Origin of the sequence: Paenibacillus ferrarius (assembly GCF_002027705.1) — a bacterium.
Taxonomy (GTDB): domain Bacteria; phylum Bacillota; class Bacilli; order Paenibacillales; family NBRC-103111; genus Paenibacillus_E; species Paenibacillus_E ferrarius.
In genome coordinates this window covers 18351-40609 of record NZ_MBTG01000022.1, presented here as the reverse complement: position 1 = coordinate 40609, position 22259 = coordinate 18351, and the positions used below count along the sequence as shown (strand labels likewise).

The window sequence follows — 22259 nt, the reverse complement described above, 5'->3', positions numbered from 1 at the left end:
CTAACTAATTAGGATGTGATATTGTGATCGAAATGCAGGACGTATGGAAAACGTACTCCAACGGCACTCATGCATTGCGAGGGATTAGTGTAAAAGTGGACCGCAACGAGTTCGTTTATGTTGTTGGACCTTCCGGCGCAGGTAAATCGACATTTATGAAGTTGATGTATAGAGAAGAACGGCCGACCAAAGGCCAAATTTTTGTGAATGGATTTAATTTAGAAAAACTGAAGCAGCGAAAGATTCCTTATCTGCGCCGCAATATCGGCGTTATTTTTCAGGATTACCGCTTGCTGCCGAAATTGTCTATTTTTGATAATGTAGCTTTTGCAATGGAAGTTATTGAAGCGCCGAAGAAACAAATCAAGAAGCGCACAATGGAAGTGCTTGAGCTCGTAAAGCTGAAGGACAAGGCGAATTCGCTGCCTTCACAGCTTTCTGGAGGCGAACAGCAGCGTGTAGCCATTGCCCGGGCAATAATCAACAACCCCTCTGTCATCATCGCCGATGAACCGACAGGCAATCTCGACCCTGAAACCTCATGGGGCATTATGAAGCTGATGGAAGAAATTAATTTCCGCGGCACAACGATTGTCATGGCTACGCATAACAAAGAAATCGTGAACACGATGCGCAAGCGAGTGATTGCAATCGAGAGTGGCCTTATTGCTCGTGACCAGTTGCGGGGGGAATACGGCTATGAAGATTAGTACAGTCGCACGTCATTTAAGGGAAGGTACCAAAAATGTTGTTCGGAACGGTTGGATGACCTTCGCTTCGATCAGCTCTATTGCCATCTCATTATTGATTCTGGGTATTTTCGTGCTCATCACGCTGAATGTGAATGATATTGCGGCTCAGATCGAAGATCAAGTAGAAATTAATGTTTATCTCGAAGTCAACACTTCGCAAGAGCAAATTGATACGCTGAAAACGCAGATTCAAGGGATTCATGAGGTCAAGAGCATTAAATTCGTCTCCAAAGAAGAAGGGTTAGTCTATTTGCGCCAGAAGCTTGGCGAGAGCGGCAAGGCCCTGCTGGATGGATTCGAGGGGGACAATAATCCGCTGAATGATGCCTTCACGATAGAAGTAGATGACCCAAGGAATGTGGCCGCGGTTGCAGATCAGATCAGCGCGCTGAATGTCGGCAAAGATCCAAAGCCTATTTACAAAGTGAATTATGGCAAAGGAACGGTTGAAGCCTTATTTAAGGTGACACAAATCGTACGTTGGATAGGATTCGGAATCGTTATTTTATTATCGTTTACGGCTGTTTTCTTGATTGCCAATACGATTAAAATCACAATTTTAGCTAGACGCAAAGAAATTTCGATTATGAAAATGGTGGGGGCAACGAATTCGTTTATTCGTTGGCCGTTCTTTATAGAAGGTGCATTACTTGGATTTATCGGTTCCGTCATTCCGGCTGGGCTTATCTTAGGCGGGTATTGGGAACTGCTCAACACGAGCTCATTGAATTTGAATTTGCTTATGATTCAGTTAACGCCTTTTGGCAAAATTGCTCCTACGATGGTGGTTTTGTTATTAGGTATTGGAATGGTAATTGGCGTCTGGGGTTCCCTAATCTCCGTCCGCAAATTCCTCCGCGTCTAACAAGGTAGCTTTAAAAACCGACTTTGATAACGAAGCTTCTCTGGAAGTATAGTCGGCGTCGAATCTTGAATGAAAATGGGGCACTGCGGTACTCATGTAGCTTGCTACAATCCGCTTCTCCTGCCCTCATTTTCATCCAACCTTCTCGGTTCTGAAAGCCGATTTTTAAAGCTTTTATTTATGTTTTCATAGATACATAGATTAACAGATTCAAAGAACAGTAGATTCACAAAGTAACATCAGGCTATTGATGATGGGGAGGCTACGTGCTTGAAGAAAAAGATTCTACCCTTGGTGATGACACTTGGGATTGCGGCTTCGGTTGCAGTTGTTCCCTATGCGGGTTATGCCGCATCCACAACGGATAAGATCGATCAGCAGTTGACTCAGCTTAAGAAGCAAAAAGCAGATGCACAGCAAAAGGCGAATGATGCGCAGAATCAGATAACGAAGGTACAGAACGAGAAAGATCAAACGGCTAAGGATATGACGACACTCTTGAATCAGGTTAATGAAGCCAGCAAGAAACTGACGATGCTGAATGAGCAAATCGATCAAGTTTCGGATACGTTGGAGAGCAATGCCAAACAGCTGGACGAAGCGGTTGCACGCGTGCAAAGCCGTGATAGTATGCTGAAATCCCGTGTTCGCTTGATGTATATGAATGGATTTGTTTCCTATATGGACGTGCTGTTGAGCGCGACCAATTTCTCTGATTTCTTGAATCGCGTTGAAGCTTTGAAAGCCATTGTGAGTCAGGATAAGTCTATACTAGAGTCAAATAAGAAAGATAAAGAAACAGTAGCTTTGAAGAAAGAAGAAACAGAGAAGCAGCTGGAGCAGGTAAAAGCGTTGTATGCCAATGCCGATGCTCTTCGTGATGATCTGCAAGCCAAAGAGAAGGCCAAGGAAGTTAAGATTGCTTCGCTCTCCAAGCAAGAGAAGGTGTTAGAGGATATTTCTGAGGAAAGTGATAAGCAGATTACGCAGATTGCCAAGCAAGAGGCGGAACTTCAAGAGAAGAAGCGGGCTGCGAGCAAAGCGAAGTCTCCCTTTACATATGCAGGCGGGAAGTTAGGGTACCCGCTTGCCGCGCAAGCACAGATTACATCAGATTTCGTGAATCGCATCAATCCGGTAACAGGCAAGTCGGAGAATCACAAAGGGATTGATTTGGGAGCAGCCAAAGGAACAGGAATTCTCGCTGCAGAGAACGGTTCCGTCATTTATGCTTCTTGGATGAACGGTTATGGCAATTGTGTCATCGTGAATCACGGGAACGGTTTATGGACGGTCTACGGGCATATTATGAACGATGGCATCTATGTGAAAGTCGGCGATGTTGTGAAGCGCGGACAGAAGATTGCAGGAGTGGGCTCTACGGGACAGTCGACAGGAAACCATCTCCATTTTGAAGTTAGGTTGAATGAAGTTCCGACCGATCCTAAACCGTTCCTGCGATAGGACAACTTGGTTATAAAATGGGAATAGCTTGTCATATACTACAAACAGGCGAACTCAAATGGGTTTAGGAAAAAAGGTGGTGTATCACGCTTTGCAATTCAAAGGTCGCACGGTCATTGTATTTGTTTTGTTAGCTATGTTTGCAAGTAGTATTGTCACACTGACGATTGTGGATTCATCCTTCTCATGGGGGCGTAATGAACAGCCGACAGGCAGTAAAGCTGCGGCTTCATCGAGCACCTCCGGACTCTCAAACAAAGATTTGAACAAAATTTCGACAACCTTCCAATTGATTGAAAGCAAGTATTTGAAGCAGCCGGATCATGATAAATTGGTTAACGGTGCGATCAATGGGATGCTGGAATCTCTGGAAGATCCGTTTACTGTTTATATGGATCAGAAAGAAGCTAAGCAGTTCGATGAAAGCATCACATCTTCTTTTCAGGGAATAGGCGCAGAGGTCTCCATTGAGGAAGGCAAATTCGTGATCGTGTCCCCGATTAAAGGATCGCCGGCGGAGAAAGCCGGTATCCAAGCCAAGGACGTCATTGTTTCTGTAAATGGTGATAAATTGGATGGACTCACGCTTAACCAAGCCGTCATGAAGATTCGCGGACCCAAAGGGACGCAAGCCAAGCTTGATTTATTGCGCCAAGGCGCCGGCGATCCCGTTCAAGTCATTGTCGTGAGAGACAACATTGATGTCGAGACGGTATACGGCGAAATGATGCAAGATCAAATCGGGAAGATTGAGATCCGACAGTTCTCATCCAATACGGCAGTGCGCTTCGCTGAAGAGCTGAAGAGCCTTGAGGCGAAAGGGATGAAAGGTCTTGTCATCGATGTACGCAATGACCCAGGCGGTCTTTTGAACGTCGTTGTAGACATTGTGAATCCGTTCGTGAAGAGCGGCAAGCCGATCGTTCAGGTTGAGAACCGCGATGGCAAGAGAGAGCCAACGCCTTCCACAGGAACAGGCAAAAATTATCCGGTTGCCGTTCTCATCAATAAAGGAAGCGCGAGTGCCTCGGAGATTCTGGCAGGAGCTTTCCAAGAAGCGGTCGGAAGCAAAATTGTGGGTGAAACTTCCTACGGCAAAGGAACCGTTCAGGTTACTTTCGAGAAGGAAATGGGCGACGGCAGCAATATTAAGATGACGGTCTACAAATGGTTGACGCCTAACGGCAACTGGATTCACAAAACGGGTATTACACCGGACATTCCCGTTGATCAGCCTGGTTATTTCAAAGCCGCTCCGCTTTCCAAGAAAAGCGTGCTTAAACAGGATACAACGAGTGATGATGTGAAAAACCTGCAGTTGATGTTGGCGGGTCTTGGTTTCAATCCAGAGCGTTCGGATGGTTATTTCAACGACAAGACCGTTACTGCGGTTAAAGCGTTCCAACGGACGAACGATTTGCCAATGACAGGCGAAGTGGACGTGGAAACAGCGAATAAAATTGAGAAATCGATTATGGTACAAATTCGCGAATCCAAAAATGACTTGCAGCTGAAAGCGGCAGTTGGACAGATCCAGAAACAGCTTGGGAAATAATTGTTGGTGTGTTAATGGAAATTCACTGCGGTTGGCAGGAAATGAAGCCCCTGTAGTCGAAATTAGGTAGGAAGGTTGCGTATGCAGCCTTCCTACTTCTTTTTTATCAAGGAGCCCTTGTATGGATGTGTTGAATCAATTTTTGGACAGGCTGCTGCAGGCTCTGGGGCAGTTGCTTGTGAATCCTTTCTACTATATAGGCATTTTATTTATTCTCCTGCACTATCGGAAGCAGATTCAGATGGAACGCAAGTTATTTCATACGCGTCTGCATTCATTATTAAATGAAACGTGGCGCACTGTGCTTTGGGGCTGGATTGGTGGACTGATCGCTTCCCTCCTTCTGCTCTTCATTGGTGTCAGTGTTGAGGCGGATGTGGTTATTCTTCTGTGGGTTCTAACGGTTGTTCTCGTTATGTTTCGGATTCGATTCCTCTGCCTGGCGTACGCTGTAGGCATTATGGGATTGGCGCAGGTCATTCTTTCCTGGCTTCCTAATTCAGCTAACCTTCAAGCGGATGTACCGATCCTTGGGGTGGTAGCAGGCGCGGACATTGCGTCCTTACTGGTAATTGTCGCTGTGCTGCATCTGCTGGAAGGTTTCCTTGTTGGATTTCAGGGCGCACGCATGGCAACGCCACTTTTCCTTGAAAGAAAACGGGGTCAGATTGTTGGCGCGCAGCAGCTGCAGGGCTTCTGGCCCGTTCCGTTATTTCTCTTAGTCCCTTTGGCTGGAGGGAGCACATTAAGCCTGCCATGGGAAACGCTGTTTGGATCGAACCTTGCTTCAGGATGGACGCTGCTTGCGTTCCCAGCGATGATCGGTTTCACGGAGCTAACGATCTCCAAGCTTCCGCGCAAACAAGCGCGTTTCAGTGCAAGTCTGCTTTATCTCTATGGACTTGTTTTATTAGGAGCAGCGATTGCTGCACACTACTGGTCGCCTCTAATACTCTTGGGAGCATTGCTTAGCATTGCGCTTCATGAAGGCCTAGTGCGTTACAGCCAATGGAAAGAAGAGAAGCAGGTACCTTTCTATGTGCATTCCCCACGGGGGTTAATGGTTCTTTCGGTCGTGCCGAACAGCCCTGCGCAAGATTTAGGCATTCAAGTGGGCGAGCTTTTGCACAAGGTAAATGGCCACAAAATCAAAACGAAGACGGATCTGCATGTCGCAATGGGCATAAACTCAGCATTTTGCAGGCTCGAAGTACTGAATGATCAGGGTGAGGTGCGGTTCCTTCATCGTGCGATTTATGCGGGAGAGCATCATCAGTTAGGCATCATTCTAGCGCCGGATCAAGATGCTTTGTACTTCACGGAACACCGTCCGATGCATCTATTTTCCTATTTGCGGAGTAAATTGACCGGTTTGTTATCCAACGATTCAACGAAATCCATGTAAATAAAAGACCCTATCTCTCCAAGTTTGAAGAGGTAGGGTCATCTTTATTTCAGCGTAGCTATGGGGGCTAGTCCATCACGCAGGACAATGATTTCGACGCGGCGGTTTTTGCTGCGGTTCTCATCGCTGGTGTTGGGAACTTTGGGCATCGTATCGGCGTAAGCCGTTGCGATGAATTTGTTGTTATCAAGCTTGGCGGTGTCGCTGAAATAGCGAAGCACCGAAAGGGAGCGGGCGAACGACAAGCCCCAGTTATCCTGAAAAGGCGATCCCGTAGCAAGCGGTAAATTATCGGTATGCCCTTCAATACTTACTTTACTGTTCAAAGTAGGGAACAGGGAGGCAAGCTTTTGCAGAATTGGTGAAGAGGCAGGCTTGAGATCGGCTTTGCCCAGATCAAATAGGAATAAGTCATTCAGCGTGATGGCAACACCACGTTCGGTATCGCTGGCAGATACTTGGGCTTCCAAATTTTGATCCTTAATATAAGCTTGCACTTGTTTTAAAAGATCTTGAAGCTCCTTCTCGCGCTTCTCTTTCTCACTGTCTTCCGGCTTCGTTTTATTCTTCTCTTCTTTCTTATCGTCCAGATTCTGCTTAGTAAAGTCTTTGTCCTTGCTGTCGGAGTCACCTTGTTTTGGGGTCATTTGACCGCTGATGCCATGGCCTTTATCCAAAACCGAATCTGCCTTTTGGAACTGCAGGTTTAAGACTTGGGCCAAAACGGCATACTTTTGAACATCGACTTTACTCATGGCATACATAATGATGAAGAATACGAGCAGCAAAGTGATTAAGTCCGCATAGGTAATGAGCCATCTCTCATGATTGACATGCTCTTCGTGCTTCTTACCTCTCCGCGCCATTGTCGGCTTCCTCCTCTTTGACTGTTTTTTTGGACGATTTATCGTGGAGGAAGGAATTCAGTTTTTTCTTAATTAACTGAGGGTTTTCACCCGCTTGCAGGGCAAGAATGCCTTCGAGCATCAGTTCCATTTCGGAGACCATCTCTTTGCCGCGCACTTTAATTTTGTTGGCAAGCGGGAGATAGATCAAGTTAGCGCTCATAACGCCATAAAGAGTAGCTGTGAAGGCTACTGCGATGGACGGTCCAAGACTGGAGGGGTCATCGAGATTGCCCAGAACGTGGATAAGGCCCATAACCGTACCAATGATTCCCATCGTTGGCGCATAGCCGCCCCCAGCTTCAAATACTTTGGACATATTGTCAACTTGGTGCTCAATCGCATCCATTTCCAGTTCGAGAATTTGCCTGGTCAGTTCAGGATCAGTTCCATCCACGACCATCAGCAAACCATCCTTCAAAAAAGGATTCGTATGTTCCTGTGCACGCTGCTCGAGCGCCAAAACGCCTTCTCTGCGAGCAATAGATGCCATATCGACAAGCTCATCAATTGTTGCGCTGGGATCTCTTTTTGCTTCTTTGAAGGCAATGCCCAACGCTTTGGGGATTTTGGCTAACGTGGAGAGTGGAAAGCTAATAGCAACTGCTCCAAAAGTTCCGCCGAATACAATTAACATGGCGCTTGGAATAATTAGGGAACTGATGTGACCCCCATCCCAAACATAACCGCCTATTAAACCTACAAGACCTAATACTAATCCTAAAACTGTTGTCAAATCCATGACTGTACCACTCCTAATTAGCGTAAAAAGAATTGAGATTTTACAAGCCTTTTGTGTGACATTCCAAGGGTGTCTAATCATGCTGCGGACGGGATGTAACAGATATTGCCGTTTGCATCCATGATTTAAAAAGAGTATAATGGAAAAACCAGAACAAACATTCTTATGAGGGCTATTGGAAATCCCTTCATAATTGGACTTTCGAGTTCCATAAACTTCTATATCGGATATTACAAATGGAAAATGAATAGGATAAAAGTTCGATTTATTTCATAAAGTGTAGGTGATAAGTGATGAGTGATCTTGTTGTTAGTTCTAAGAAGTTCGAGCTCGTATCTGACTTTTCTCCACAAGGTGACCAGCCTCAAGCGATTGAGGAAATCGTCCAAAGCATACAATCTGGCAAAAGGCACCAGACGCTTTTGGGTGCGACAGGAACAGGGAAAACTTTTACAGCGGCGCAAGTCATTGCCAAGTTGAACAGACCGACCTTGATTATTGCCCATAACAAAACGTTAGCCGCACAATTGTGCAGCGAATTCAAAGAATTTTTTCCTCACAACGCCGTCTCCTACTTCGTTAGCTACTATGATTACTACCAGCCAGAAGCCTACATTGCCTCCTCTGATACTTACATCGAGAAAGATTCCAGCATTAATGAAGAGATCGATAAGCTTCGCCATTCCGCGACCAGTTCCTTGTTCGAACGACGCGACGTTATTATCGTTGCGAGCGTCTCGTGTATTTATGGTTTGGGTTCGCCGATTGAATATGGCAATATGCTGCTTTCTTTGCGTGTAGGGATGGAGAAGTCGCGCAATGAGATTCTTCATAAACTCGTAGACATTCAATATCAGAGAAACGATTTGAATTTTGTCCGCGGGACGTTTCGCGTGCGCGGAGATGTCGTTGAGATTTTCCCGGCATCGCATGGGGAACAAGCGGTAAGAGTCGAGTTGTTCGGCGATGAGATTGAACGTATTACGGAAATCAACGTGCTGACTGGTGAAATCATTGGCGAACGCGAACATATTGCGATTTTCCCAGCGTCTCACTTTGTGACGCACGAAGATACGATGAAACGTGCGCTCGTGAATATCGAGCGGGAGCTTGAGGAACGTCTAGCTGAGCTGAAGGAGCAAGGAAAGCTGCTCGAAGCTCAAAGACTGGAGCAACGAACACGTTACGATATGGAAATGATGCAAGAGATGGGATTCTGCTCCGGGATCGAGAATTACTCGGGACCGTTAACTTTCCGTGAGCGAGGAGCTACGCCATACACGTTAATCGATTATTTCCCGGATGACATGCTGTTCATGGTCGATGAGTCGCACGTAACATTGCCTCAGATTCGTGCTATGTACAATGGCGATAGAGCGAGAAAAGAAGTATTGGTTGACCACGGTTTTCGTCTGCCATCCGCACTGGATAATCGCCCTCTGCGGTTTGAAGAGTTTGAAGAGAAAGTCAATCAAATTTTATATATATCGGCAACACCGGGACCTTATGAGTTGGAGCATTGCCCAGAGATGGTGCAGCAAATTATTCGTCCTACAGGCTTGTTGGATCCTATTATTGAAGTGAGACCAACGAAAGGCCAGATTGATGATTTGATTGCCGAGATTCATGATCGAATACGCAAAGATGAGCGTGTGCTCGTGACGACATTAACGAAGAAGATGTCGGAGGATTTAACGGATTACTTCAAAGAAATCGGGATTAAAGTTCGTTATCTGCACTCCGATATCAAAACGTTTGAACGAATGCAGATTTTACGGGATCTGCGGTTGGGAACGTTCCATGTTCTTGTAGGGATTAACCTGTTAAGAGAAGGGCTTGATTTGCCGGAGGTATCGCTGGTTGCGATCTTGGATGCGGACAAAGAAGGATTCTTGCGTTCGGAACGCTCTCTGATTCAAACTATCGGCCGTGCCGCACGGAACTCGGATGGCCGCGTGATTATGTATGGGGATAAGATTACGGATTCCATGCAGAAGGCTATCTATGAAACAAGCCGGCGTCGGAGTCTGCAAGAAGCGCACAACGAGAAGCTCGGTATTACACCACAGACGATTGCCAAGAAAATTCGCGATGTCATCGAAGCTACGAAAGTAGCGGAAGAGAAAGCCGATTATCTGGCAGATGTGAAGGGTGCGAAGATGTCCAAGAAAGACCGCGCATCGTTGATCGAACGTCTGGAAGGCGAGATGAAAGAAGCCGCGAAGAATCTGCAATTTGAACGAGCGGCACAACTTCGTGACGCTATTATGGAAATGAAAGCTGACGCCTAGATGGGCGTTAGCTCCACATAGGAGAGGAAGGGTAACGTGTCTAGAGACCAAATCGTCATTAAAGGAGCTAGGGCTCATAATCTCAAAAATATCGACGTCATAATTCCGCGTGATAAGTTCGTTGTTTTAACCGGCTTAAGTGGTTCGGGGAAGTCATCGCTTGCCTTTGATACGATTTATGCGGAAGGGCAGCGCAGATACGTGGAATCTCTATCTGCCTATGCCCGGCAATTTCTAGGGCAAATGGATAAGCCGGATGTGGATTCAATTGAAGGGCTGTCACCGGCGATTTCCATCGATCAGAAGACGACGAGCCGTAATCCCCGTTCAACGGTTGGAACGGTTACGGAAATTTATGATTATTTGCGATTGCTTTACGCTCGTATCGGGCGGCCGCACTGCCCGACCCACGGCATCGAGATTACATCTCAAACCGTGGAACAAATGGTAGACCGCATTATGGAATATCCGGAACGCACGAAGCTTCAAATTCTGGCTCCGCTTATTTCAGGACGCAAAGGTGAACATGTGAAACTGTTTACGGACGTTCAGAAGCAAGGCTTCGTCCGTGTGCGTGTAAATGGCGAAACGCTGGATCTCTCTGAGAAGATTGAGCTGGATAAGAACAAGAAGCATACGATCGACGTTGTTGTTGACCGTATTGTCATTAAAGAAGACGTCGCGACACGTCTAGCTGATTCTTTGGAAACAGCGCTTAAGCTGGCTAATGGACGCGTCATTGTCGACATCATCGATCAAGAAGAGTTGATGTTTAGCCAGAACTTGGCCTGTCCTGAATGCGGCTTTAGCGTTGAAGAACTGGCACCTAGAATGTTTTCGTTTAACAGCCCCTTTGGCGCTTGTCCGGATTGTGATGGACTAGGCAGTCAGATGATTGTTGATCCGGATCTGCTCGTACCAGACATGAAGCTGACGATCGAAGAAGGTGCGTTCGAAGCTTGGGCTGGCAGCACATCCAATTATTATCCGCAGTTTCTTGCCGCAGTTTGTGAGCATTACAACATCAAGCGGAATGTATCCGTTTCTGAGTTAACCAGCGAGCAGATGAAGGTCATCCTCTATGGAACGGGCGGCGAGAAGATTCGCTTCCGCTACGAGAATGATATGGGAGCTACGAAGGAGGCGTTGGTGCCATTCGAAGGCATTATTCGCAACTTAGAGCGTCGATTCAAGGATACGTTCTCTGAGGGCATACGTGAGCATATACAGACGTATATGAGCACTAAGCCTTGTCCGAAGTGCAAGGGACAGCGGTTGAAGCCGGAAACATTGGCAGTAACAATCAACGGCAAAAATATTGCGCACGCAACTTCGCTCTCTATCGGAGAAGCGGAGGAATGGTTTAAAGGTCTTGATTTGAATGAGAAAGAATTGACGATTTCCAATCTGATTCTCAAAGAAATCAGGGCTCGTCTAGGCTTTCTAGTGAATGTAGGTCTCGATTATTTGACGATGCATCGGGCAGCAGGCACGTTGTCAGGTGGAGAAGCGCAGCGGATTCGGCTGGCTACTCAGATTGGATCCAGCTTGATGGGGGTCCTATATATATTGGATGAGCCAAGCATCGGGCTCCATCAACGGGATAATACGCGTCTGATTCAGACGCTTGAACATATGCGTAATCTTGGGAACACATTGATTGTCGTTGAACATGATGAAGATACGATGATGGCAGCCGATTATATTATCGATATCGGTCCAGGCGCTGGTATCCATGGCGGACAAGTTATTGCGCAGGGAACGCCTGCTGAGCTGATGGAAGATGATAACTCGCTTACAGGGCAATACATGAGCGGCAAGAAGTTCATTCCTATTCCCGCTGTCAGACGCAAGCCGAATGGGAAATGGCTTGAGGTCAAAGGAGCCAAAGAGAACAATTTGCGCAATGTCTCGGCGAAAGTGCCTCTTGGGGTCTTCACTTGTGTGACAGGGGTATCCGGTTCAGGCAAAAGCACATTAATTAATGAAATCTTGTTCAAAACCTTGGCACGTGACTTGAATGGAGCCAAAGTGCGTCCAGGCGAGCATAAGGAAATTGTCGGACTGGAGCACATTGATAAAGTGATTGATATCGATCAATCTCCGATTGGTCGTACGCCTCGCTCTAATCCTGCAACTTATACAGGGGTTTTCGATGATATTCGTGATGTGTATGCCAATACGAATGAAGCCAAGGTACGTGGCTATAAGAAAGGCCGCTTCAGCTTTAACGTGAAAGGCGGACGTTGTGAGGCTTGCCGTGGAGATGGCATCATTAAGATCGAGATGCATTTCTTGCCAGACGTATACGTGCCTTGTGAAGTGTGCAAAGGCAAACGATATAACCGTGAGACGATGGAAGTGAAGTACAAAGGCAAGAGCATTTCAGAGGTGCTGGAGATGACGATTGAAGACGGCTGCGAGTTCTTTAAGAACTTGCCGCGCATTCATCGCAAGCTGACTACGCTTCTGGACGTAGGGCTGGGCTACATGACGCTTGGCCAGCCTGCAACGACGCTGTCCGGCGGCGAAGCCCAGCGTGTGAAGCTCGCGGCGGAGCTGTACCGCCGCAGTACAGGCAAGACGATCTACATCCTGGATGAGCCCACAACGGGGCTCCACATCCACGATATCGATCGTCTGCTGAAGGTGCTTCACCGCCTCGTCGAGAACGGTGAAACGGTGCTTGTCATCGAGCATAACCTCGATGTCATTAAGACGGCGGACCACGTCATCGATCTAGGCCCCGAGGGCGGCAACCGCGGCGGGCTGATCGTGGCTTCTGGTACGCCGGAGGATGTCGTGAAGGTGGCCGGGTCTTACACCGGCCAGTACTTGAAACCGATCCTCGAGAGGGATCGGGAGCGCTCTGAGAATTACGCGAAGCGATTAGCTGTTCTGGAAGAATCCGTAGGCTAAGCAGCAGCACATAAGCATGGCAATCCGACGCTTAAGTTGGAGGCCATGCTTTTTTTTGACCATAATCGAAAGTATAGGTTTTCGTTTTTCGAAAAGGTCTTTCTATTTGGTGATACAACCTACCTCTCAACGCGGTAACTCATTTTAGGGAATGGCCTCGATAGAGGTTTTTCTTATTTGGGCTGCTCAAAAGTGTGTCATTTTTCACACTTTTGAGCAAATTTTAATGAGTTTGTCAAGACTTAATTGAATTCGACAATTTAACCCTCTATCGCGGAACAAGAGAGTAGACTTATAATGAAAGTACAAGATAAGTTAAACATTATTGTCGCCGACCCTACTACTGATAATCGAGAGATATAGACAGATCTAATCTATCTGCATATTTGGAGGCCGTTATGAAACCTACGTTAGAGTTACAACAGATTGTATCTGCTTTAGGGATTGACCCGTTTCGTTTCTTGGCATGGCAAGAGAAAGAACAGGCTATTAAACAACAAAGCGTAGCAGCGCTGGAACAACATGCAGAATCAACCACTTCCTTTGAGTTAGTCGTTTAGTTGGGACTACCTATTGTTTATGGCTGCCAGTAGTGCCCGGATATCCCCTGTGGAGATTCGGGCTTATTTGTTGCTAGGCGGACAGACATTTCAGTGCCGCTATAGTTATAAATAAACGAAGAGTTGGACATTTTAACCTTACAAGGAAAGATCATTTTAGATGTTGAAGAAGGGGCGTTGCACCCAAAAGGTGACAAACTTGTTACACATCGCTGGAATCACTTGCATCTAGTGCCCAATCAAGCTAACATAGAATTAAAATAGCAGGACGTGTGCCTTGCACCGAGTTACTATAAGGAGGTTTCACCATGTTATTGGCAGAAGCAGCAGCAACGACTAGCACGTATACGAGCTTTGATATTTATGTTTTGATCTTCACGGTGGTCATTGCCATTGCGGTTATTCGACAGTTGATCAACCCACGAAGAAATTTGTTTGCTCTAGGATTCGCAGGAGTTTCCTTGATCGTATTCGGCATCATGGATTACGTCATGATCAGCGGCTGGTAAATCGGAGTTAAACAAGATAAAAGCCCACAGGACTGAGATCGAAGGATCTTCAAGCCTGTGGGCTTTTTTGTAACCTATGGAAGGTTGCAATGAGTGGGAATTATACCCACCACATTTCACCAAGCGGTTCCTTGATGAGAACTTGTTGCAGATTCTGAACAGCTTTGGAGAAGCCTTCGTCAACGGACATTAATCCGTCTTCGTGCTCAATGCTCACGACATAGTCATAACCAACAAGACGCAAAGCGCTGATGATATCAGCCCATACTTTCATATCATGGCCATATCCAACAGAACGGAACTGCCAAGCGCGGTCCAGCATGTTTGTGTAGGACTGCATGTCCGTTACACCATGGCGGTTGACGTTGTTCACATCAAGGGATGTATCCTTGGCGTGGAAATGGTGAATCGCTCCAGCGCGGCCAAGAATTTGAACAGCTTGTACAGGATCAATTCCTTGCCACCACATGTGACTCGGATCCAGGTTGGCCCCGATTACTTCGCCAGCTGCTTCACGCAAGCGGAGAAGGGTTGCTGGGGTATGTACGGAGAAACCGCCATGCAGCTCTAGTCCGATTTTGATATTGCGGTCAGACGCGTATTTACCTGTCTCAGTCCAGTAAGGAATGACTTTAGTCCCCCACTGCCAGTCGAGAATCTCTTGGAAATCATTCGGCCAAGGAGCAACCGGCCAGTTCGGATACTTGGCATCCTCATGGTCGCCAGGGCAGCCTGAGAAGGTGTTCACAACAGGCACTTCTAAGCGCTCAGCAAGGTCGATCGTTTGTATAATAGCGTCGTGAAATTCTTTGGCGATGTGTTTTTGCGGGTGCAGCGGGTTACCGTGTGCACTAAGTGCGCTGATTGTTAAACCGCGGGATTCCACCGCATGTTTGAATGCTTTAAGTTTGCCGGCATCTGCCAACAATTCGCTTGGGTTGCAATGTGATGTACCAGGATAGCCCCCAGTACCAATTTCAACGGCATCCAAGCCCTTCGATGCAATGTAGTCCAAAGCTTCCTCGAAAGGTTTTCCACCGAACAGAACCATAAAAACGCCTAACTTCATAGGTACACCTCCATAAATGGTAAACAGCCAAACAAATTATACCACTATCATCCAGTAAAATGAAGCAAGCCTTTGTAGATGCGAAGCACTGTCTCATAATTAGAGCTATAGATGATAACCGAGAATGTTACCAATGTTTGTGTCACAAAACAACGGAAGTAAAAGTACGTCTTCGACACTTTCTTTTTATTCACGGTAGTCAGTTTAAGCAGATTCTCGATAGCTAGAATGAGGCCATGATAGAGCCCGTAGAAGAAATACAGCCAGGTGAAGCCATGCCATAAACCCATCAGCACCATGATAAGAATGGATAGACTGGAGGCGACCCAACGCGAGGGCACTGTACGGGAGAAGAACATGAAGATATGGTCACGGAAAAAGTCGCCCAGTGTTGCGTGCCAATTGCGCCAAAACTGCGTCATGGAAGGTGAGAAGAGCGGACGCTTGAAGTTTTCAGGCATCGTGTAGCCCATTAAACGTCCGAAACCGATAGCCATATCGGAATAGCCGGAGAAATCCATGTAAATCAGTATGTAGAACCAGATTAATAGAAACAACGATTGGTGCGTATGCAAATCCTGCTTCAGCACTTGATCGAAGATGCTGGTCATCCACGTGACGACAACGATTTTTTTGAACAAGCCTAGAATGATGCGTTTGATACTATTTTCGAAGAGGGCGGCGTCTACGGTGTAAGGTTTCTTGCTGTCTGCCATAAAGTCGCGAAATTTCAAAATTGGGCCTGAGGTGAAGGTTGGAATAAACAACAGATAATTCGCGTAATCAATGGCGGGAACTTGACCCTCTTTGCCAAAGAAATATGCGAAATAATAGGCGTCGATGACTTTGAGCACGTTATAGATGAGGCCTAAATAAATAACTGTATCGAAAATAGGATTATGGAAAATCCCCATAACGAAAAGCCGAACACCCAGAAAAACCCCAATGACATTAGCGGCAATGGCTAATATAAAGATAGCTTTCCGCCAAATGGTCGTCCGGCACAAATAGACGAAACCTATATAGTTAATGACGGTGAAGGCAGCATAAAATACGAGCAGCTTCTGACTGAAAAGCAGCAAAAAGCAAAGGCTGAAAATAATCATTAGAATGCGTTTGTTGTCAGCCCACTTCCGAGTGAGCATCAGAACAGCGATCATGCCAATCATGGCGATCATGGCGTTCATATGCATATAAAACATAGCTAAAGTACTCCTCGCTTGAAAAGCTTATTCCTATTTGAATGTCACCTCTGATAAGGTCAGAGCGTTAAAATTTCTCATAGATAAACAAGCCCTTGCCGGTGAAATAGATGAATACCAAATACAGCATCGCGAGATAGATCAGGACTTCGATGGTTTTCCTAAGGATTTTAACCATGTGTCTACCTCCTTCGTAAATAGCGGAGCGCCTTCTTCACGGTTCAAATGAACAAGATCATGGAAGTAACGGGGATCGTATGTGTGCATCAAATCCAATACGGGTATATCCGCAGCTTTCAGCTGGTTGTTCACCTCTTGTTTGAGGGAGGCGACGTAAGGCGGGTCGGCGTAGCCTTTGTTCCAAGGCATCCAGATCACTCTCACAGACAGCTTATGCTCGTTCGCATAGCGAATCATCCACTGCAGAGCAGCTAGGTTATCCTTGAAATCTTTCAGCGTCATGGAGCCGAAGCGCTTATCATAATCAGCCCATTTGGTTTTCAGGAATTCATCATCCTTACGACCGGGATACAGCTCTTTATCGATCCATCGCGGTTCATAAGCAAGGCTTCCTTTGGCCAAATTACGAGCAAATTCTTCACCCGAATCTCGGAAATAATCCCGATAGGTATAGACATAAGGCTGGTACCAGGGTTTGAACCATGGGTAGGTTGGATCTGTTTCCAGAGCATCCAGCATGGTATGGACATCGATGCCGATGACCAGTTCATCTTGGACCTGGTATAAGTTTCTCTCTAGAATGCCTTTGAGATCCGTGAGCTTGCCATAAGAAAGCCCCATCTCGATCAGGTGGGCATCGGACTTCTCTTCGATATAAGCACCCGTCACGGAGGAATTACCGAAGAAAACCGGTCCCGAATGAGACCAGCTGTGGTGGTAGAGCGTTTTGGTAAAGTCGTTTTTGTAGAAACGGCGTGTGCTAACCATCGGGTTCCACCAGGAGATAAGCAGGTCGGAAACGACAATCGCTAGCAGCAGGCCCAGCACGAAGCTATTCTTTTTGAGAAATGTGGCTGCTTTCAACGGGATCACTCATTATCTTGTATGGGATGGATGATACTCACGAGGAGTCATCAGAAGTAATCATGTGGCCCATAGCTGTTTACCGACTGCAGCATGTACAGGCAGGTCATACAGCGTATGGGCCATTAAGGTTATAAGGTGATGGAGAATTGAAATTCAATGAGTTACAGCGCTTTGTCCTGCCAAGCTTGGTACTGCTCACGGAAGGTTGCAGGCCATTGCTGCTCATCCAATCCGTATTGCGCCAAGAAAGCGAAAGCCCAGCGCTCGATGCCGAAGCCTACGCAGCCAGTCACGGCGTTGCGTTTGCCCATTTTAATATTAAAAGCATTGCCGAATGTGTTGCTGTGGAAATTAACAGATGAGCAGGCAATCGATTTCTTAACATGAGGGATCGTTAGGCGCAGCTCGTATTTCATCTCTTGATTGCGTTGGAAGGACGCTTTCACTTGGAAATCGTTCGTGAAGAACGGATCGTTGGCGATCTCCATCATGCTGTCAACCTGCCATTCAACGGCAAGTTCTTTCAGATACTCAATGGATTTCAGACGATTTTCTTTGACGAAGTCCGGCTTGCCGACGAAAATAATTTCACGCATCGAGAAATCAAGCAAGCGACCGAAATCACTGTGGTTTTTGGACTCAAAGCGGTGACATTTGGCAATGGCGGTTACAACGATGCCGTCGCCTTCCAGCGTTTCATTTTCGAGCCCCTCATAGCAGTGATAGCAAGTAGAAGGATTCATCATGAAATTCGGCTTCACCATGTTGTTATCCAGCGCCAATGGCTGCTCGGCGTTCCAACCGCCAGCTTCGCGAATGGACTGGGAGAACGATTCGATGACATCCAGGTCTTCACGCAAATGGGTGACGAAGTGAATGTGTTCAGGGAATGAAGTGAAATGATTCGTTTTGTTCAATGTATGACTATGAATGACAGCTGGATAGGATTCTTCCTGCATCCCTTCGAAGCGTTTGGCAATCTTCGTAACGAAGGAATAGTCGAGGAACCGCATCAAGCTGGAGAAGGGCTCACGGAAAATGAAGAGACCAGGCTCCAATACCTTAATAGCTTTGCGTTCTACGAGCTCAGCGATAATATCGCCTTCGTAGGGGGTGTCCACTTTATTTTCGAACAAAATATTTTCTTTGAAACCAAAATCGCCATGCGAGAAACGCTCGATCAGGCGTTGAACCCGCTCGGTGATGCCCTCGTCGCCATGGGGAGAGTTATGCGTAATAACAATGTGGCCATCAACCAAGGCGATATCTTGAATATGCTCATCTGCAAAGGCAGATGCATATTTGACTTGTCCATGCTGGCTTTCAGCAAGACCCTCTAGAGAAATTCTACATGTCATCATGAAATGGCTACCTCGCAGTCTTCTTGGAAATAAAATCGGCAATTTCGCTTACGGTATTCATGGAGTACAGCATAAGATCTTGATTCGTGACTTGGATGCCGTACGTTTTCTCGATATGAGCGATCAATGCTGTGGCACCGATCGAGTCGATAAATCCATAATCGAACAGATGAACATCAACGTCAAAATCATCGTCGTCCTCGGCAATTTCGTAACGCTCGCGAATATGCTGTTCAAGCTGCGCTAATAAGTCTTCATTAGACATGATGGAAAGCCTCCTGATTAATGGAAAGTGGTAGTAACTGCAGTGCTTAAGCTACTGCTTAATGCTGGTCTTGCTAGTGAAAGAGAGAGTTGCTAGATCCCCATAGCGTGTGATCGTGTACATGTGAGTTGAGGCATCATAGGACACCTTCACATCGGCTGTATCAAAGGTCAATTCTGCAGGACTATATATTTTCACTTGCTGCAATCCGGCTGATTTTAGTTCTAACTGATGAGTCGTTCCTTCAAGTTTCAGAACAAAAGGGACATTCGAACGTACAACATGGAATTGATCCTTCTGGGGGCCAATCCCGATGGAAGTCGGTTTAGCCAAACCAACGTAGAACTTATTATCTACCGTTGTATAGGTGTCGGAATCGCTTTGCAGGGAGTATAGCGCCAGTTTTTCACCTTTTTCGATGGCGACTCCCAGTGTGGAAGCATATTCACCCGCCAAGTTCGGCACGTTAGCGGAATTCGGTGCCAGTGTCGCATGGAAATGCGGACTGCCGCCAGCTAATCGATCCTTCAGCTTGTCCCATAAATAGGAAGCCCAGGACTGGCTGATCCGAATCTCGCTTTTCATAGCGGTCAAGAAGGATTTGGCCATCTGATTTTCGGTCATAAAATTATAATCATGCTTCGTGCGAAGCTTGTCAAAGTAGTCAGCGAATTCGGCTAAATCAGCAATTTTGGCAGGTACGGGAAAATGGTACTCGATGTGCTCAAAATAATCAATCGGCATATCCAATTTCACCATGGATTCAAAGATATCTGTCGTTGCGTAATCGCCTGTCCGCAGCACCGGTGTCGGTGTGTGGATGAGCATCGTTTGATCCGTCTTGCCTTCCTTATCCTGTAGAAGAAAAGGAAGAGACCAAACAGCATCAGGACGGGCAATGACAGGCGATTCAGAAGGCAGGAATCCGAAGTTGTACCACATGCCTTGCTGCTGCTCGCTTAGCAGCGTTTGGGTATGGTCTTCGTTATTAATGCGCCATGTATGCTGATTCGTACCCAGATGCAGCCATGGAATGCCAAGTTTATCGAAGGCTTGCTTATGCAAAGTCAGCTCGGTCCGCTCTTGATCTGCACTTTTGAAATTATGTACAAACACATGCGGATTCAAATCCAAATGGTTATCACGCGCATATTGGATAAATGCTTGAAGCTCCGCAGGATAAGGAAACTGCGGGTCGTCGATCGAAACGGGGGACCCGAATTCGATACCGCCGACGACCAGATCGTCTTTGCCGTCGTGATTGAGATCTACCCAAAGCGGGACGGAGTAGTGGCCGGCAACCAAGGCGTGATTGCCGACTTGGTTGAGGGTTGTGCCCTCCAGGGGACCTTGTGGCGTCCAAGCGCCGTCAGCGCCTTGGAGATACACCAGCAGGTCCCCATCGCTGCTGCCGACCACGAGATCGAGTCGGCCGTCGTTGTTCAGATCGCGCGCGCTGGGCGCGGCGTGCGTGGCTTGGTTCGGCAGCGTAAGGATCACGCTGCCTTGCGCCAAGTCAAGGGCCGCTGCGCTGCGGCCCTTGTAGAGCCACACTCGTCCATCGGCTCCGCCGAGGACGAGGTCGAGCTTGCCGTCGCCGTCGATGTCGGCGACCAGCGGCGCTGCAGGCCCTCCGGGCAGCTGCAGCGGCTTCCCGCCCGCGAGCACCGCCGCGGGCTTCGCGAACTTGCCGCTCGCAAGCTGCGGCACAAGCCACACGGCCCCGGACTCATCGGAAACGATGAGGTCCGGACGGCCGTCCCCGTTCACGTCTGCGGCGTGAACGGTGCTGTAACGGCCAAGCTGGAGCGGCGCGCCGCTCTCCAGTAAGAGCTTCTCCGGCGCGCCGAACGTGTCGGGCAGCGCCAGGCCCTCGGGCGGCGGCTCGCTCGCATAAGCCGCCGCCGCAGGGCCAAGATTCGTGTACTTATACACGAATCCGTCCGCACTGCCGGCCAGCAGATCAACGCGGCCATCGCCGTTCAGATCCGCCGCGGCCGGGTACGCGCGGTAAGGCAGTTCAATCGCGCTCGCCAGATCGCGATACTGAGGGAACAGCGCCTGGCGCAAAGGCTTGCCGCCAGACATGACATGCAAGCCGCTTGCGTAGCCGGAGCCGGGCAGTTCGCCGACGAACTTGGGCTGCGCATTCGTCCCCGTGTTCAGCTGCACCGTCACGCTCTCGCGCCATTGCCCCCAATAGAAGGCGTTGCGGACGAGTGTAAACGAAGGAACCTCGTTATACTTCTTGAGCAGCTCCGCCCAAGCGATGCCGTCTTTCTGCTGAATGGCCGGCATCGCCTCAAAATGATTCTGAAACGCCATAGCCGGCCGCCCGTAAGGGCCAAGAACCTTGCGCACACTGTAGCCCAGTGTTTCCTTCGCTACATAAGCGAGCAGCTCGCTGCGGTACTGCATGTTCGCGGCAGCAAAATCGAAATTGAAGTAAGGTTCAATCGGCAAAGCTCTTTTATTGAAATAAGTCGTTCCAGATACAGGCTTGCTCTCCGCTTGATATTTAGCGGCCCATTGCGAGAAGCCGAGCTTCGGGTCCATTCCGCTTTTCATATCATAGCCGGTTGGAAAATACCGATTCGGCAGAAAGTTGCTGCTGATCAGGACGGTGCCTTTGCCCACGTGATTCTGCATGGCGAGTGAAATCGGCTGTCCGGAAGCAGTCATGGCAACAAGGGTTTGTCCGGTTGAAGGAACAAAGCCGTACCCCATATGGAAGCCAGGCATGTCGTCCAAGGCGTGATGCTTAAGATAACTCTGGGTAAATAATTGAAAGGTTTGCTGTAAGCCCTGCAGATTAACGGGAACCTGAGGGTAAGTAAGACTCGGTGTGTTGGTTAGCGTAGTGAGCGGCAATTTCTGCAAATCAACAACACTCGCAGCACCTAGAAAGTCTAGCGGAAAGCTGGTAGAGAACCCATTTTCAACTAATAAATGGCCGCCATGCTTCACATATCCGGTTAGCTTCTCTGCTTGTACGGACCACGAGGCATCTTGCACCAGCGCAGGGTCCAAATAGATGGCATCGTACTTGCGCAGCTCGCTTGCGGATAGATTAGGCAGGTTTTGTTTGTTAAGCTTGATTCCTGCTTGCAAGGTTTGTTGGAAGTTTCCGTAGGCTGCCGTATCATATACATCCCCGCTCGTCGCATAAAGGAGCTTAGTTTCGTCTATTTTTGGTAAAAATAGTAGGATGCAGAGCATGATTAAGAGGCAAAGGCCTAGTCCAATCACTACTGGAAGAACGCGAATTTTCGACAAAGCCAAAGGGATCCCTCGATTACTGTAATGGTCACTATCCTTGACATTATAGCATTCATAGGTAAGTTTGTT

17 protein-coding genes are annotated in these 22259 nt (G+C 47.5%); 9 read left to right on the top strand and 8 right to left on the bottom strand.

Going from position 1 to position 22259, the window contains the following annotated elements:
• Window positions 1-23: 23 nt before the first annotated feature.
• The 5 genes from ftsE (at window position 24) to BC351_RS22295 (ending at window position 6041) form a co-directional block, all read left to right on the top strand.
• The gene (gene ftsE / locus BC351_RS22315) at window positions 24-710 is read left to right on the top strand and encodes a cell division ATP-binding protein FtsE (protein WP_079415051.1); all 687 of its coding nucleotides are present in this window, start codon (window positions 24-26) and stop codon (window positions 708-710) included.
• Window positions 700-1617, top strand: coding sequence for a permease-like cell division protein FtsX (gene ftsX, locus BC351_RS22310; RefSeq protein WP_079415049.1), 918 nt, complete (start codon window positions 700-702; stop codon window positions 1615-1617). Before ftsE ends, ftsX begins: the two co-directional genes overlap by 11 nt.
• 270 nt (window positions 1618-1887) lie before the next feature.
• Window positions 1888-3081, top strand: a complete 1194-nt coding sequence (locus BC351_RS22305) for a murein hydrolase activator EnvC family protein (RefSeq protein ID WP_079415047.1) — start codon at window positions 1888-1890, stop codon at window positions 3079-3081.
• 91 nt (window positions 3082-3172) lie between these two features.
• Window positions 3173-4636 (top strand): S41 family peptidase, encoded by a 1464-nt coding sequence (locus BC351_RS22300; protein WP_079415181.1) that lies wholly within the window; start codon window positions 3173-3175, stop codon window positions 4634-4636.
• Window positions 4637-4757: 121 nt separating this feature from the next.
• Window positions 4758-6041, top strand: a complete 1284-nt coding sequence (locus BC351_RS22295) for a PDZ domain-containing protein (protein ID WP_079415045.1) — start codon at window positions 4758-4760, stop codon at window positions 6039-6041.
• A 44-nt stretch (window positions 6042-6085) separates the two neighbouring features.
• Here BC351_RS22295 and BC351_RS22290 read toward each other — a convergent pair whose 3' ends face one another.
• Both BC351_RS22290 and BC351_RS22285 read right to left on the bottom strand, forming a co-directional pair.
• Window positions 6086-6907, bottom strand: a complete 822-nt coding sequence (locus BC351_RS22290) for an OmpA/MotB family protein (protein WP_079415043.1) — start codon at window positions 6905-6907, stop codon at window positions 6086-6088.
• Complete coding sequence (locus BC351_RS22285) at window positions 6891-7688, bottom strand: flagellar motor protein (RefSeq protein WP_079415041.1); 798 nt, start codon at window positions 7686-7688, stop codon at window positions 6891-6893. The genes BC351_RS22290 and BC351_RS22285 overlap by 17 nt, the downstream gene beginning before the upstream one ends.
• Before the next feature lie 293 nt (window positions 7689-7981).
• Here BC351_RS22285 and uvrB point away from each other — a divergent pair, with 293 nt between their 5' ends.
• From uvrB to BC351_RS22270, 4 genes are all read left to right on the top strand, one after another.
• Window positions 7982-9979 (top strand): excinuclease ABC subunit UvrB, encoded by a 1998-nt coding sequence (gene uvrB / locus BC351_RS22280; RefSeq protein ID WP_079415039.1) that lies wholly within the window; start codon window positions 7982-7984, stop codon window positions 9977-9979.
• A gap of 36 nt (window positions 9980-10015) precedes the next feature.
• The gene (gene uvrA, locus BC351_RS22275) at window positions 10016-12898 is read left to right on the top strand and encodes an excinuclease ABC subunit UvrA (protein ID WP_079415037.1); all 2883 of its coding nucleotides are present in this window, start codon (window positions 10016-10018) and stop codon (window positions 12896-12898) included.
• A 398-nt stretch (window positions 12899-13296) separates the two neighbouring features.
• On the top strand, window positions 13297-13458 hold the full coding sequence (locus tag BC351_RS42370; RefSeq protein WP_158082191.1) for a hypothetical protein: 162 nt from the start codon (window positions 13297-13299) through the stop codon (window positions 13456-13458).
• Window positions 13459-13766: 308 nt separating this feature from the next.
• Window positions 13767-13967, top strand: a complete 201-nt coding sequence (locus tag BC351_RS22270; protein WP_047682168.1) for a DUF2759 family protein — start codon at window positions 13767-13769, stop codon at window positions 13965-13967.
• Window positions 13968-14067: 100 nt separating this feature from the next.
• Here BC351_RS22270 and BC351_RS22265 read toward each other — a convergent pair whose 3' ends face one another.
• From BC351_RS22265 to BC351_RS22240, 6 genes are all read right to left on the bottom strand, one after another.
• The gene (locus BC351_RS22265; protein ID WP_079415035.1) at window positions 14068-15036 is read right to left on the bottom strand and encodes a sugar phosphate isomerase/epimerase family protein; all 969 of its coding nucleotides are present in this window, start codon (window positions 15034-15036) and stop codon (window positions 14068-14070) included.
• A gap of 47 nt (window positions 15037-15083) precedes the next feature.
• A complete protein-coding gene (locus BC351_RS22260; RefSeq protein WP_079415033.1) occupies window positions 15084-16238 on the bottom strand; it encodes an MBOAT family O-acyltransferase in 1155 nt (384 codons plus the stop codon).
• A gap of 141 nt (window positions 16239-16379) precedes the next feature.
• Window positions 16380-17291, bottom strand: a complete 912-nt coding sequence (locus BC351_RS22255) for a hypothetical protein (protein ID WP_425270937.1) — start codon at window positions 17289-17291, stop codon at window positions 16380-16382.
• A 155-nt stretch (window positions 17292-17446) separates the two neighbouring features.
• Window positions 17447-18646, bottom strand: coding sequence for a class-II aminoacyl-tRNA synthetase family protein (locus BC351_RS22250; protein WP_244209139.1), 1200 nt, complete (start codon window positions 18644-18646; stop codon window positions 17447-17449).
• Window positions 18647-18653: 7 nt separating this feature from the next.
• Window positions 18654-18911, bottom strand: coding sequence for an acyl carrier protein (locus tag BC351_RS22245; RefSeq protein ID WP_079415029.1), 258 nt, complete (start codon window positions 18909-18911; stop codon window positions 18654-18656).
• Window positions 18912-18962: 51 nt separating this feature from the next.
• Window positions 18963-22193, bottom strand: coding sequence for an FG-GAP repeat domain-containing protein (locus tag BC351_RS22240; RefSeq protein WP_244209138.1), 3231 nt, complete (start codon window positions 22191-22193; stop codon window positions 18963-18965).
• Window positions 22194-22259: the final 66 nt, after the last annotated feature.

What these genes read in the sequence shown, in the direction of transcription:
- ftsX (WP_079415049.1), top strand. Translation starts at nt 700, where the DNA reads ATGAAGATTAGTACAGTCGCACGTCATTTAAGGGAAGGTACCAAAAAT.
- BC351_RS22295 (WP_079415045.1), top strand. Translation starts at nt 4,758, where the DNA reads ATGGATGTGTTGAATCAATTTTTGGACAGGCTGCTGCAGGCTCTGGGG.
- BC351_RS22290 (WP_079415043.1), bottom strand. Translation starts at nt 6,907, where the DNA reads ATGGCGCGGAGAGGTAAGAAGCACGAAGAGCATGTCAATCATGAGAGA.
- BC351_RS22285 (WP_079415041.1), bottom strand. Translation starts at nt 7,688, where the DNA reads ATGGATTTGACAACAGTTTTAGGATTAGTATTAGGTCTTGTAGGTTTA.
- uvrB (WP_079415039.1), top strand. Translation starts at nt 7,982, where the DNA reads ATGAGTGATCTTGTTGTTAGTTCTAAGAAGTTCGAGCTCGTATCTGAC.
- BC351_RS42370 (WP_158082191.1), top strand. Translation starts at nt 13,297, where the DNA reads ATGAAACCTACGTTAGAGTTACAACAGATTGTATCTGCTTTAGGGATT.
- BC351_RS22270 (WP_047682168.1), top strand. Translation starts at nt 13,767, where the DNA reads ATGTTATTGGCAGAAGCAGCAGCAACGACTAGCACGTATACGAGCTTT.
- BC351_RS22265 (WP_079415035.1), bottom strand. Translation starts at nt 15,036, where the DNA reads ATGAAGTTAGGCGTTTTTATGGTTCTGTTCGGTGGAAAACCTTTCGAG.
- BC351_RS22260 (WP_079415033.1), bottom strand. Translation starts at nt 16,238, where the DNA reads ATGTTTTATATGCATATGAACGCCATGATCGCCATGATTGGCATGATC.
- BC351_RS22250 (WP_244209139.1), bottom strand. Translation starts at nt 18,646, where the DNA reads ATGATGACATGTAGAATTTCTCTAGAGGGTCTTGCTGAAAGCCAGCAT.
- BC351_RS22245 (WP_079415029.1), bottom strand. Translation starts at nt 18,911, where the DNA reads ATGTCTAATGAAGACTTATTAGCGCAGCTTGAACAGCATATTCGCGAG.